Consider the following 12,480-nt stretch of genomic DNA (forward strand, 5'->3'; position numbering starts at 1 on the left):
CGGTGGGCACGCAGGTGGATGAGGACGGAGCGCAGAACGAAGAGCGCAGCCAACCAAGGGGTGTGGGGGAGAACCTCGCCGAGGAGGCTGAGCGGATCTTGCACGGGAAACTCCAACGCCGACCGACCGGGAATCTCCCGGGATCAGTCAAACGGCGCATCATGGTCTCCGTTGCAAGGTGGCTCCTCTACTCATTGCGGTCGGGAAGTCGATAGTGGCAGCAAACCTCGTGATAGTCAAGAAGTTCCCGTAGGACTTCATCGATTCCTGGCTTGGGTGTCGCTCGGGGTCGGGGTCCCCTGCGTCAGACCACACCCAGGTCGTGTACTCCTCGCCGCAAGCTCGGCCTAGCGTGGACGCAGTGTTCGCGGGGCTTCGCGAGAACCCAATGCCGCCCACGCACAATCGAGTCTGAGTTATTTGCGGCGCTGATCTTGTGCTTGTCCGCACCGTGAACTGAATCCGGTTGTTGTGATTTCCGCGTCTTCTGAAGTCTGGTCTGTGCGTGCATAGTGAGGGGCACCATGACTTCGGATCATCCCTCACCGACGACGCGCCCGACCTCCGTCTTCGGCACGCACGCACGAACGGACACGGCGCCGTCTAGGCACACGGAGTCCATCTACGCCTTCCTTCGTCGTGTGGCGGGGCCTGTCTGGGATCAATGTCGAGCGCTCATCGATGAGTGGCTCGCCGAATACCCTGCCGACGATCGTGTTGCGTTAGCTGCACGGTTGCGATCATCCGATGACCGAGTGTTCACATCGGCCTTTTGGGAGCTGTACCTATACGAGATGTACAGACGCGATGGTTGGGCGATCGACATCGAGCCAGCCGTGGAAGGCGTTGCAACTCGTCCAGACTTCCTTGTTTCGAAGGACAGCGTGAGCTACTACGTCGAGGCGAGGTGCACGTTCGAAGGAGAGGATCGCGGTGCGACAGCCAGGCTCCAGACGGTCTACGACTTGTTGAACGGCATGGACAGCGGTGCGTTCCATCTCGCAGTAACGTCGATTCGCGTCGGCACTCAGGCGCCGCCGACGTCAAAGCTCCGCCGGGCACTCGAAACGTGGCTGTCGACGCTCGACCCCGACGCAGGCGATTTCTCGCTGAGTGACGAGCGTCCAGAGCGTCGCTTCGAGTGGGTCTGGCATGACTGGCATCTCCTCTTTCGTCCGATGCCACGGTCCGTGAACGCACGGATGACCCCTGTCCGACGCGCGCTGGGCGCCTTTATCCCGGACGCCGCCTCGTTTGTCGATGACATCACTCCGCTCCGCGAGGCGCTGTCTGAGAAAGGCTCCAAGTACGGGAAGCTGAACCACCCGCTCGTGATCGCGATCAATATCGGCAGTGGCTTCCACGATGATGAGGACACAAAGCAGGCGCTCTATGGTCGAGTTGGCTGGCGAATCAACATCGATGATCCCGATGCCGAGGCGACGCCTGTGCTCACCGATCCGGGCTACTGGGGCTGGCCCGGGCGACCAGCTCACGAGCATGTGGCCGGCCTTCTCCTTGCTGGGAGCATGCACTACAGCCGCGTCGCTCGGTATGCGCCGACCTTCTGGCTGCACCCGTACGCTGCTCAAGCGATTGCGCCGCTGCCGAACTGGCGAGTCGCCCGCGCAGCGTCTGAAGGCATGGAGTACACCGACCCCGCCGTTCTCCCGGACCAACACTTCGACCTACCGGCGGGCTGGCCCGTCGGCGAGCCATTCCCGCGATCTTCTCGCGGCGCGTGAACGACCTTCTGGTTTGAGACCAGGAAGTCAGGCGCTATCGATTTCGATGTCGGAGGCCCGCCGCCGGGGGCGCGCGCGGTCAGCGGGGGCTTCGAAGACGTTCGGTGACCGCGAGGACGAAGCGGTTGATCGCGTCCGTGTCGGGACGGGTGGCGAGGGTGCGCAGCGCTTGGCCGAGATCGGCGTTGCGATAGCCGGTGCGCTCCAGCTGCTCTAGTAATTCTTCGACAGTGTGCGCAGCGCTTTCCGGGGACGGGTCGCCCGTCTGCACGGGCTCAAGTAGGAGGTCGTCGAACAGCCGGGGTTGAGTCGAGACGGTCGCGGGTCGGGCGGAGCTGGACGTATCTGAGACGCGGGCGCTAGGGGAAATGCCACGCGAAGCCTCGCGGTCTTGTCGGCTGAGCGGGACGTTCCCGGGCGGCAGAGGGCGCGGCTGGAGACGGTGTTTGACGAGCACGGACTGCCCGAACGATGTCCGCGCCCATACCCAGATTCCGTCCTTGTTCGCGGCGGCTTCTCTGGTGATCCGCAGCCTGCTGAGTCCGGCGAGGGTGAGTCCCTCATGATCGAGTCCGACAGCGTCGATAGCAGACCGCGGTGGTTCCCAGCGCAGCAGGTCGGGGTAGGGGAAGACGTCGACGGGCCGCCCCATGGCGATGGCGTGGAGTCGGTGGGCTTCGCTGGCGAGATAGTCGGCATCAAGGACAGGGCTGAACAGGTCGCGGGGGGCCGCGGCACCGACGATCGCGGCTGCCATGGTGCCAATCGTGTCGGTGTCGGTGTGCAAGTGTGCGGCGGCTATTTGCGCGGACTGCGCGGGATGGTCAGGGAACGCTGATGCCAGCAAAAGTGCAGTCGCTGCTGTGAGCGTTCCGCTTCCCCGCACTGTTTTGTCGTCTAGACGCAGAATCCGCACGAGTTCGCCGTAGCCGCGGATGGCTTGGTCGCGGTCCCCACCGGCGGCATACATGAGCGCCCACGCTGGAGCCGCGGAGGAGAGGATCTCGCCGACTTCGTCGACGGTGTCGAACCACGCGCGCTGGAAGGAGGTCTGCGGTTTGCGCTCCCACTGGGGAAGCCAGTATCCGGCGAGTTCGGGCTGGCGAAGGAAGCCGTCGAACGCGTCACGGGTCGCCGCTAATAGCGACCCGAAGCTGCGAGGGCACGGCACGGTTCCGCGGTCGAGAGTGAACGTCAAGGTGACCGCGTGAAAGACGGCGCCGACGATTCCTCGGGGGGTGGCCGTGGGTGACGATGGTGTTGCGGATGACGTCGTCAATGTGCGCGAAGGAGCTGAGCTCCGACGCAGCGTACACGTGCGGTTGAATGCGCATGGCTGCGCCGTTTCCGCCGGCGTTTTCCCACCCGTCGAAGAAGTTGTTGGCCCAGTTTGCTTGCTGTTTAGTCATGGCGGCGGCGGCAGCTTTGCTGGCGCGGCCCCCTCCGAGTGCGTAGCTGGGCCAGACTGGGAGTTCCACTCGCGCGAACGTTTCGACGTCGAAGCCGTGGTTGCTGATGGCTCGGGATGTCGATAGGCGCAGTTGTGTGTCGTCGGAGTAGCAGCCCTCCGGGAGGCCGACGCGCACCCCCATCCGTCCGCCGACGATCCTCGACCACGGCATCGGGCGGACCAGGTCCCGTCCCTGTGTGCGGCGGCGCAGGTTTTCTGCCGTGGTGAGCTCGGAGATGAATCCAAGGGCGTCTGCCCATGCGCCCCACATCATCGAAGAGCGAATGCGTTCGAGCCGTGTGGTCACAGGAACGGGACTGCTGAGGGTCTTGGTGACTCTTCTCGTTAGGCCGCGGACGCGGCTGGTGTGGTCATGATGGCTTCGAACTCGACGGGCGTCAACTTGCCCAGGACGCGCTGCCGGCGTCGGCGGTGGTAGGTCCGTTCGATCCAGGTCACGATCGCGAGGCGGAGGTCGTCGCGGGTCGCCCAGCGACGGCTGTTGAGCACGTTCTTCTGGAGCAGTGCGAAGAACGATTCCATGGCCGCGTTGTCACCGGCAGCGCCGACGCGACCCATCGATCCGACGAGCCCGTTCCTATCGAGTTCGGACTGGAATCGCCGTGAACGAAACTGGCTTCCCTTATCGCTGTGAACGGTCGTGCCGGTCGGGTTGCGCCGCTGGATCGCCATGCGCAAGGCGGAGACGGCCAGCTCAGAGGTCATCCACTCGTTGATCGAGTACCCGACGATCCGGTTCGACCAAACGTCCTTCACCGCGCACAGATAGACCTTGCCCTCACCGGTCGGATGCTCAGAGATGTCAGTGAGCCAGAGCCGGTTCGGGCAGGCCGAGGTGAACTCGCGCCGGACGAGATCGTCGCGCACGGGAGGTCCGACGAGGCGCCCCTTGCCGCGCCGCTTGCGGACGAACGCGCTGAAGATCTCGTTCTCCGAACACCCCCGCCACACCCGCCTCTCCGATGCAATGAAGCCAGCCTCAGCGAGCTCGTCGGCGATGAACCGATACCCGAACGCGGGATCGTCGGCATGCACGTCGATCGCCGCGTTGATCGGGTGCGCATCATCCCAGTCCCGGCGCGAGACAGGATCCTCCAGCCACCGGTAGTAAGGCTGTCTCGCGAACTTCAGCACCCGACACGTCACCGCGACGGGGACACCGTCGGTGGCGAGTTCGCTCACGAGCGGGTAGAGCCTTTTGGGCCGGACAGGTTTGCCTGCGACAGATACGCCGCCGCTCGGCGAAGAACTTCGACCTCCTGCTCGAGGAGCTTCACGCGCTTGCGCAGCTCACGGTTCTCGGCCGCTTCGCTCGAGCTGGCACCGGGCCGCCGGCCCCCGTCGACCTCGGCGATCTTCACCCATCGCTGCACGCACGACTCCGAGATCCCGAAGTCGTTCGCGATCTGAGCAAACGACGACTCCCGTTTGAGCGCGATCGCAACGACGTCGTCCCGGAACTCCTTAGGGAACGGCTTAGGCATGATGACATCCTTCCAGCGGTGACGAATCACCACAGATCAGGAGTCACCCAAACCCTCAGCAGTCCCCTGTTCCGCCGCATCTATGTCGAAGTTGACGAGGTGACGGGAGCGGAACTCAACGCGCCATTCGACGCGCTCCCGAAGGCCGACGCCGCGTTCCAACAGCAAAGCACCCCCGCTGATGACGAGGGTGCTTCAATGTCGGATGGATCGCGCGAAATCCTAAAAATCGCTTTGGACGATTTTTCTAGTAAGCGCGACATGGTGGGCCCCGTGGGGCTCGAACCCACGACCCGCGGATTAAAAGTCCGATGCTCTACCGACTGAGCTAGAGGCCCGTGACCACCAGCCTACCGGGCCGCGCGGAGCGGTTCGTGCAGATGGTGGCACAAAGGAGCGAGCGCCGGACCCCCTCGCCTGGGGTCCGGCGCTCGCCGTCATTCTCGGTCGATCATCGACCGATCGGTTGCGTGGAGTTCACGCACCGAGGACTTACATCGGGGGCATCAGCACCGAGTCGATGAGGTACACCGTGGCGTTGGCGGTCTGGACGCCACCGCAGATGACGTTCGAGGAACCGTTGACGGTGATCGAGTCGCCCGAGCCGGCGACCGTGACGTCCTGGCCCTCGACCGTGGTGTGGGTGCCGTCGATCTCGTCCGGAGCGATCTGGCCGGGGACCACGTGGTACGTGAGGATCTTGGTCAGAAGGTCGGTGTCGGTCTTCAGCGTGTCGATGGTGGCCGAGTCGATCTTGGCGAACGCGTCGTCGACCGGAGCGAAGACGGTGAACTCGCCACCGTTCAGCGTGTCGACCAGGTTCACGTTGGGGTTCAGCTGGCCGCTGACCGCCGCGGTGAGCGTGGTGAGCAGCGGGTTGTTCGAGGCGGCGACGGCGACCGGGTCAGCGGCCATGCCCTCGACCGAACCGGCACCCGAGGGGACGGCGGCGGCGTAGTCGGCGCAACCGGGGCCCACGAGGTTGGCGGCGGGGTCCATGGTGCCGGACGAGGCCGACATCGACGGCGACGCAGCCATCGAGGGAGCGGTGGTCTCCTCGGTCGAACCGCCGGCGGTCGAGCCACCCGAACATGCGGTGAGAGCGAAGGCCGAACCCAGAACGAGGGCGAGACCGGCGACGACAGGCTTCTTGTTGGTGAGCATGACATTCCTCCGAAATCGTTCGGATCGCGGCTGCGACCCGTCAGGGACACCCCGGTGCGAGGGGCGGTTCGCCGTGGAGCGGCTTACACAGGGTCTTCGGGACCCCCTCGGTATCGGATTGCGAAATATTGCGGATCGGGGGCTCAGGTGGCATCCGGTCAGTGAAAAAACCCAGATCAGCGGGGCCTAAATATTCTTGCGAATATTTTTCGATCCGTTGGATCACCACGGTTGCGAGCGGTCGGCGGGGCCGGAGATAACGGTTTGCTTGCGCTCTCGCCTTTCTTCGCGCGCGCACGCGAGGACGCGCGGCGGACGTAGGGAATGATGGATGCCATGGTGATCGACGGCTTCGACCTCCCCGACGACGGGACGGAGAACGTGGATCACGTGGGTGCTCTGCTCCAGCGCGTCGCCGGCGGTGACCGCGCCGCCTTCGCCGAGCTCTACGACACGCTGTCCGCGCGGGCGTTCGGATTGATCCTGCGGGTGCTCGTCGACCGCTCGCAGAGCGAGGAAGTGCTCCAAGAGGTCTTTCTTGAGATCTGGCAATCCGCTGAGCGCTTCACTCCGAACAGAGGTCAGGGAAGATCGTGGGTTCTCACGATCGCGCACCGACGAGCGGTGGACCGCGTGCGGTCGTCGCAGTCGAGCGTGGATCGGGATGTGCGCGCGGGATTCCGCGATATGGACGTCGCCTATGACGACGTCTCCGAAAAAGTAGAGCTCAAGATGGAAGGGCGGCGCGTCGTCGATGCACTGGCGACGCTTCCCGACGCTCAGAAGGAAGCGCTCACGCTGGCCTATTTCGGGGGGTACAGCCAAAGTGAGATCGCTACCCTCGTCGGAGCGCCGCTCGGTACGGTCAAGACCAGGATGCGCGACGGACTGTCGCGTTTGAGGATGGAAATGGGGGTGGACAAGTGAACGAGAGGGATTTCGCCGACCTCGCCGTCGGACATGCGCTCAACGCGCTATCCGAGGCAGATGAACGCGCGTACCAGGAGGCTCTGGCGGGTAATCCGCATTGGGACCACCACGTGCGGGATGCCGCTGACACCGCTTCGGCGATCAGCGCCTCCGTCGAACCCGTCGAACCGCCCCCGTCGATCCGTGCGTCGCTGCTGGCGCGCATCTCCGACCTTCCGAAGACGGATTCCCGCGCTGGCGGCGGACACGACGACGAGGACTACGCCGCCGCGGGCCCCGCTCCGATCGAGCCGGAGCGCGAGGTCGCGTCGACCCGTGCGTCTGCGGCATCAGGATGGGGGGCGAAGCGCTGGTTCGCTCTCGCCGCCTCCTTCGCCGCGGTGCTCGTCCTCGGATTCGGTGCGGTGACCGCCAGCCAGCTGTTCACGCCCCCGGCCGCCGTCGTCGCGCTGCAGGAGATCGAGAAGGCTCCCGACGCCCAGCAGGCCTCCGCGACGATGGCCGACGGCACCGTCGCGACCGCGCACTGGTCGCCCTCGACGGGACGCAGCGTCCTCGTCGCCGACGGGATGCCCGAGCTTGCCGACGGGACCACGTACGAGCTCTGGTTCGTCCGGGACGAGACGCCGATCGCGGCCGGCACCTTCAAGCCGGGTCCCGACGGGAACGCGACAGCGGAGCTCGTCGGCGAGATGCACGTCGGCGACATCATCGCCGTCACCGTCGAACCCGACGGCGGCTCGCCCGACGGTACGCCCAGCACCGCCCCGATCGTCGCCGTCGCCACCGCCTGAGCCGGGGAGTGCGGCCCGCTCGTGCGGGCGCACGGCCTAGCCTGGAACGATGAGCGATTCTCCTCGCGAGTTCCACAAGCCGGTCCGGCGTCCCGCCGAACTCTTCGACCGGTTGTTCTCGGCCGACGACCCGGCAGAGGTGTCGCGCGTCGCGCACAGCACCGCTCACGCGCTGCTCTCGCGCGTTCGCGCGGACCCGAGCGCCGGGGTCGTGGAGCGGCTGGTGGCGTTCACCGACGATCACGGCATCGACGACATCGCGGAGTTGTGGTCGCGTTCGCCCGCTCGATCCCTGCCGGGCTCGCTGTGGCGGCTCTACCTGCTGCAGTTGATGATCCACGACGACTCCGCCACGGCCGCCCTGCTGTACGAACGCGGCCGTGTCGAGATGAGCACCGTCGACGCGGTCGTCGCGGGCGCCCCCGCGCCTGCGGGACCGGAGGAGCTCGTGCAGCTGATCGACACGATCCTGCGCGGCCTCTTCGAGGGCGACTTCGCCGTCGCGCTGGAACGCGCAGCCGCGTTCTGTCGCGTGCAGGCCGCCGGATCGACGCACCTGGCCGACGACTACGAGAACACCGAGTCGGAGCGGGCGTCCGCGCTCACCACCCGCGCCCTGCGTCTGGCCACCTACGCGGACGACCTCGCGGCATCCGCTGTCCTGTGGCGTCGAGACGCGCTGACCTGACCTACGCGGGGCGGAGAAGAGAAGTGCCGGACCGCAGAACGCCTCTCGGCGCAAGGCCGCTCATAGCGGCAGAAGATGGAGCCCGGGGTTACTGCGGCCCGGCTGTAGAAGTGTAACAAGCGAGCCCGCAGGACATTCCCTCGGTCGGCCCCGTTGACACGCCCCGGGCGTGTCGGCAAGGGCGCGTAGGCTCGCTTCATGGCTTGGCGTTTCGCTCTCGTGATCGACCCCGCGGCATCCGACGATCCACGCACAGATTTCGAGGGGTCGTTTCGCGTGATCGACCCGGCCGCGCCGGCCCTCGTGGTGGGCGAGCTCAGCGCGCAGCGCGGCGACGGCGTCTTCGAATCGCTCGGTGTCGTCGACGGACACGTGCAGGAGGTCGAGCCTCATCTCGCGCGGCTCGCCCGGTCCGCCGAGTTGTGCGACCTGCCCGTTCCGCACCTGGCGCAGTGGCGGGCCGCGATCGCCCGCGTCGCGGCCGAGGCCGGGCCGGGGGAGTCCGTCGTGAAGCTCCTGTACAGCCGCGGCGTCGAGGGCGGTCCCGCGCCGACGGCGTGGGTCACCCTCGCGACCGCCCCCGACAACGCCCGCGCGCGTCGGGACGGCGTGCGCGTCGTGACGCTCGACCGCGGCTACGCCCTCGACGTCCCCGCTCGGGCGCCGTGGCTCCTGCTCGGCGCGAAGACGCTGTCGTACGCCGTCAACATGGCCGCGATCCGCGAGGCGCAGCGCCGCGGCGCCGACGACGCCGTGTTCGTCTCGAGCGACGGTTTCGTCCTGGAGGCGCCCACGGCATCCGTCCTCCTGCGGTTCGGCGACCGTTTCGTCACTCCGGCGCCGCACGCCGGCATCCTGCACGGGACGACCCAGCAGAGTGTGTTCGAGCACCTCGCGAGGCGCGGCTTCGAGACGGGCTATGAGACCGTACCGGTGGCCGATCTCGGTCGCGCGGATGCCGCGTGGCTGCTGTCGAGCGTGCGTCTGGCCGCGCCCGTGTCGGTGATCGACGGCGACGACCTGGCGGTCGATCACGCGCTGACGGACGACCTCAACGCGTATCTGCTGAGCCCGCGCGACTGATCCGGGGCGTCTCGCACGTTCGGACGGTGTGCCGCCGGCATCCGGGAACGACGAAGGCCCCGCCGGAGCGGGGCCTTCGGGTGGGCGGCTTATCCGAAGCGGCCGGAGACGTAGTCCTCGGTGGCCTGCACGGTGGGGGCCGTGAAGATCGTGGCGGTGTCGTTGTACTCGATGAGCTTGCCGGGTTTGCCGGTGCCGGCGATGTTGAAGAACGCCGTCTTGTCGCTCACGCGCGACGCCTGCTGCATGTTGTGCGTCACGATGACGATCGTGTACTCGTTCTTCAACTCCGAGATGAGCTCCTCGATCGCGAAGGTCGAGATCGGGTCGAGCGCGGAGCAGGGCTCGTCCATCAGCAGCACGTCGGGGGAGACCGCGATCGCGCGCGCGATGCACAGTCGCTGCTGCTGACCGCCCGAGAGGCCGCCGCCGGGCTTGTCGAGGCGGTCCTTGACCTCGTTCCAGAGGTTCGCGCCCTGCAGCGATTTCTCGACGAGCGCGTCGGCGTCGCCCTTGGACAGGCGCTTGTTGTTCAGGCGCGCGCCGGCGAGGACGTTCTCGCGGATCGACATCGTCGGAAAGGGGTTCGGGCGCTGGAACACCATGCCGACGTGGCGGCGCACGAGCACCGGGTCGACACCGGGGCCGTACAGGTCGTCGCCGTCGATGAGCACGCGGCCCTTCACGTGACCGCCGGGGATGACCTCGTGCATGCGGTTCAGCGTGCGCAGGAAGGTGGACTTGCCGCAGCCGGAGGGGCCGATGAACGCGGTGACGGAGCGGGGCTCGATGTCGATCGAGACGCCCTCGACCGCGAGGAAGTCGCTGTAGTAGACGTTGAGGTCCTGGACCTCGATGCTCTTGGACACGAGAGTGCCTTTCTGGGCTCAGCGCGCCTTGGGCGCGAACACCGCCGCCACGATACGGGCGATCAGGTTGAAGATGACGACGAGGACGACGAGCAGGAACGCGGCTCCCCAGGCTTGGGCCTGGGAGGCGTCGATGTCCTGACCCGGGAAGCTGTACGCGGTGTACGCCATGACGGGCAGGGTCTGCATCGGACCCTCGAACGGGTTGGCGTTGAAGTTGTCGGTGAAGCTCGCGGCGATGAAGATCGGCGCGGTCTCGCCCACGACGCGGGCCACGGCCAGCACGACACCGGTGATGATGCCCGAGGCGGCCGTCCGCAGCACGACCTTGATGATCGTGGCCGAGCGGGGCACGCCCAGCGCCAGGGACGCCTCGCGCAGGTCGGCGGGGACCAGACGCAGCATCTCCTCCGTGGAGCGGATGACGATGGGGATCATCAGCACGCACAGGGCGATGGATGCCGAGAACCCGCTGAACGCCTTCGGTCCGACGATGAGGCTGAACAGCGAGAACGCGAACAGACCGGCGACGATCGAGGGGATGCCCGTCATGACGTCGACGAGGAACGTGATCGCCCGGCGCAGCGGGTTGTTCGGCTGCGCGTACTCGACCAGGTAGACCGCGGCGAGGATGCCGATCGGCACCGAGATCAGCGCGGCGATGCCCGTGATGATGAGCGTTCCGGTGATCGCCTGCCACGCGCCGGCGGTCGCGACGACCTCGAGCGTGTTCGGGTCGAAGGCGGTGCCGCCGACCTGCGTGATGAATTGCCAGTTGACGACCTCGAGCCCCTTGGACACCACGGTCCACAGGGTCGAGATCAACGGCGCGACCGCGAGCAGGAAAGCCACCGTGACCAGTCCCCGGACGACGCGGTCGACGGCCTTGCGGCGGTTCTCGACGATCGACGAGCCCACGCCGACGGCGATCAGGTAGAGCACGGCGGTCAGGATCAGCCACACGGCGAGGTTGAAGTCGCCCATCAGCAGCTGGACGCCGGCGACGACCACCGCGACCCCGGCGAGCAGCATCGGCTCGATGTAGCGGGGGAGCTGGCCGCTGGTCAGCGCGAGGGGCGCGGAGGGTGCGGTGACGGTCATGAGCGCTTGCCCTTCTTGCGGCCCTTGGCGCCCGGTCCGGTCGCGCCGATGATGTAGCGGGCGAACATGTTCACCGCGAGCGACACGACGAACAGCATCAGGCCGGTGCCGATCAGCGCCGAGCGCTGCAGATCGGTGGCGATGGGGAAGTTCAGCGCGATGTTGGCCGCGATCGTCTGCGAGTTGTACCCGTCGGTGAGCAGGAGCACCGAGTAGATGAGGCTGGGGGAGAGGATGAGCGCGATGGCCATCGTCTCGCCGAGCGCGCGACCGAGCCCTAGCAGCGTGGCCGAGACCATGCCGCTGCGGGCGTAGGGGAACACCGCGAGGCGGATCATCTCCCAGCGGGTCGCTCCGAGCGCCAGCGCGGCCTCCTCGTGCAGACGGGGCGTCTGCAGGAAGATCTCGCGGGTGATCGACGTGACGATCGGGAGGATCATGACGGCGAGCACGACGCCACCGGTGAACATCGTCGATCCGGTCGTGGAGACGGGGCCCTGGAAGAGCGGGATCCAGCCGAGGTAGTCGTTGAGGAACTGGCTCACCGGCAGCAGCAGCGGGCGCATCACGATGATGCCCCACAGGCCGAAGACGATCGAGGGGACCGCGGCCAGCAGGTCGACGATGTAGCCGAGCGCTCCGGCGATGCGGCGCGGGGCGTAGTGCGAGATGAACAGCGCGATGCCGATGGCGATCGGCGTGCCGATCACCATGGCGATGAGCGCCGCCCAGATGCTGCCGAACAGCAGCGGACCGACGTACTCCCAGAAGCTCGACCAGTTGCCGTTCTGGTAGCCGGCGAGGTCGCCCTCGCTCCAGTTCGCCGTGATGGCCGGCAGGCCCCGCAGGATCAGGAAGATGGCGACGCCGGCGAGGATGATCATGATCGACACGGCGGCGGTGGTCGACAGACCGAGGAAGACGCTGTCGCCGACGCGACGCTTCCCGACGATGCTCGTGCGGGCGGGGGGCGGAGACGACGGGGCGGTCTCGGTGTCAGCGACGGTGTCAGTCACGGGGGACCTCGCGCTCGGCACGTGTCATGGATGCTCCTCGATCGGGTGTTCTCTGAGGAATTCGGCTCAGCGGAGCGTTCGACGGTGGTCGACCGTTCCGATCAGCCCGACGCGACCCGCACGGTGCGTGCGGGT

The 12,480-nt window shown here is 66.7% G+C and carries 12 protein-coding genes and 1 tRNA gene; 5 read left to right on the forward strand and 8 right to left on the reverse strand.

What is annotated here, in order from left to right; genetic code table 11:
- Positions 1-884 precede the first annotated feature (884 nt).
- On the forward strand, positions 885-1,745 hold the full coding sequence (locus tag Q9R20_RS11035) for a hypothetical protein (RefSeq protein WP_311249385.1): 861 nt from the start codon (positions 885-887) through the stop codon (positions 1,743-1,745).
- Positions 1,746-1,824: 79 nt separating this feature from the next.
- Here the strand turns inward: Q9R20_RS11035 and Q9R20_RS11040 are convergent, their stop codons facing one another.
- The 5 genes from Q9R20_RS11040 to Q9R20_RS11060 form a co-directional block, all read right to left on the reverse strand.
- Positions 1,825-2,943, reverse strand: a complete 1,119-nt coding sequence (locus Q9R20_RS11040; protein ID WP_311249386.1) for a hypothetical protein — start codon at positions 2,941-2,943, stop codon at positions 1,825-1,827.
- Positions 2,870-3,502, reverse strand: coding sequence for an ADP-ribosylglycohydrolase family protein (locus Q9R20_RS11045; protein ID WP_311249387.1), 633 nt, complete (start codon positions 3,500-3,502; stop codon positions 2,870-2,872). The genes Q9R20_RS11040 and Q9R20_RS11045 overlap by 74 nt, the downstream gene beginning before the upstream one ends.
- A 38-nt stretch (positions 3,503-3,540) precedes the next feature.
- Positions 3,541-4,700, reverse strand: a protein-coding gene (locus Q9R20_RS11050; RefSeq protein ID WP_396653680.1) for an IS3 family transposase whose coding sequence is annotated in 2 segments (ribosomal slippage) — positions 3,541-4,412 and positions 4,412-4,700 — 1,161 coding nt in all. Because the reading frame shifts where the segments join, the coding sequence is not laid out codon by codon here.
- A gap of 262 nt (positions 4,701-4,962) precedes the next feature.
- A tRNA-Lys gene (locus Q9R20_RS11055) sits at positions 4,963-5,038 on the reverse strand.
- Between the two features lie 154 nt (positions 5,039-5,192).
- On the reverse strand, positions 5,193-5,864 hold the full coding sequence (locus Q9R20_RS11060; protein WP_311249388.1) for a fasciclin domain-containing protein: 672 nt from the start codon (positions 5,862-5,864) through the stop codon (positions 5,193-5,195).
- A 336-nt stretch (positions 5,865-6,200) separates the two neighbouring features.
- On the opposite strand from Q9R20_RS11060, the gene sigK reads away from it, so the two are divergent.
- The 4 genes from sigK to Q9R20_RS11080 all read left to right on the forward strand — a co-directional run bounded on the left by sigK (position 6,201) and on the right by Q9R20_RS11080 (position 9,359).
- Entirely contained in the window at positions 6,201-6,791 is a 591-nt protein-coding gene (gene sigK / locus Q9R20_RS11065; RefSeq protein WP_311249389.1) for an ECF RNA polymerase sigma factor SigK, read from the forward strand.
- A complete protein-coding gene (locus tag Q9R20_RS11070; RefSeq protein WP_311249390.1) occupies positions 6,788-7,588 on the forward strand; it encodes an anti-sigma factor in 801 nt (266 codons plus the stop codon). Before sigK ends, Q9R20_RS11070 begins: the two co-directional genes overlap by 4 nt.
- A 49-nt stretch (positions 7,589-7,637) precedes the next feature.
- Positions 7,638-8,276 (forward strand): DNA-directed RNA polymerase subunit beta, encoded by a 639-nt coding sequence (locus tag Q9R20_RS11075; RefSeq protein WP_311249391.1) that lies wholly within the window; start codon positions 7,638-7,640, stop codon positions 8,274-8,276.
- A gap of 198 nt (positions 8,277-8,474) precedes the next feature.
- On the forward strand, positions 8,475-9,359 hold the full coding sequence (locus tag Q9R20_RS11080) for an aminodeoxychorismate lyase (protein ID WP_311249392.1): 885 nt from the start codon (positions 8,475-8,477) through the stop codon (positions 9,357-9,359).
- An 89-nt stretch (positions 9,360-9,448) separates the two neighbouring features.
- On the opposite strand, the gene pstB is transcribed toward Q9R20_RS11080, so the two are convergent.
- Genes pstB through pstC form a run of 3 tightly spaced genes read right to left on the reverse strand, consistent with a single transcriptional unit; the run spans position 9,449 to position 12,345 of the window.
- Complete coding sequence (gene pstB, locus Q9R20_RS11085; protein ID WP_311249393.1) at positions 9,449-10,228, reverse strand: phosphate ABC transporter ATP-binding protein PstB; 780 nt, start codon at positions 10,226-10,228, stop codon at positions 9,449-9,451.
- Positions 10,229-10,246: 18 nt separating this feature from the next.
- Positions 10,247-11,329: a phosphate ABC transporter permease PstA gene (gene pstA / locus Q9R20_RS11090; protein WP_311249394.1), complete on the reverse strand. Its 1,083-nt coding sequence runs from the start codon at positions 11,327-11,329 to the stop codon at positions 10,247-10,249.
- Positions 11,326-12,345 (reverse strand): phosphate ABC transporter permease subunit PstC, encoded by a 1,020-nt coding sequence (gene pstC / locus Q9R20_RS11095; RefSeq protein ID WP_311249395.1) that lies wholly within the window; start codon positions 12,343-12,345, stop codon positions 11,326-11,328. The genes pstA and pstC overlap by 4 nt, the downstream gene beginning before the upstream one ends.
- Between the last annotated feature and the right edge of the window lie 135 nt (positions 12,346-12,480).

Source organism: Microbacterium sp. PRF11, from assembly GCF_031844085.1.
GTDB lineage: Bacteria > Actinomycetota > Actinomycetes > Actinomycetales > Microbacteriaceae > Microbacterium.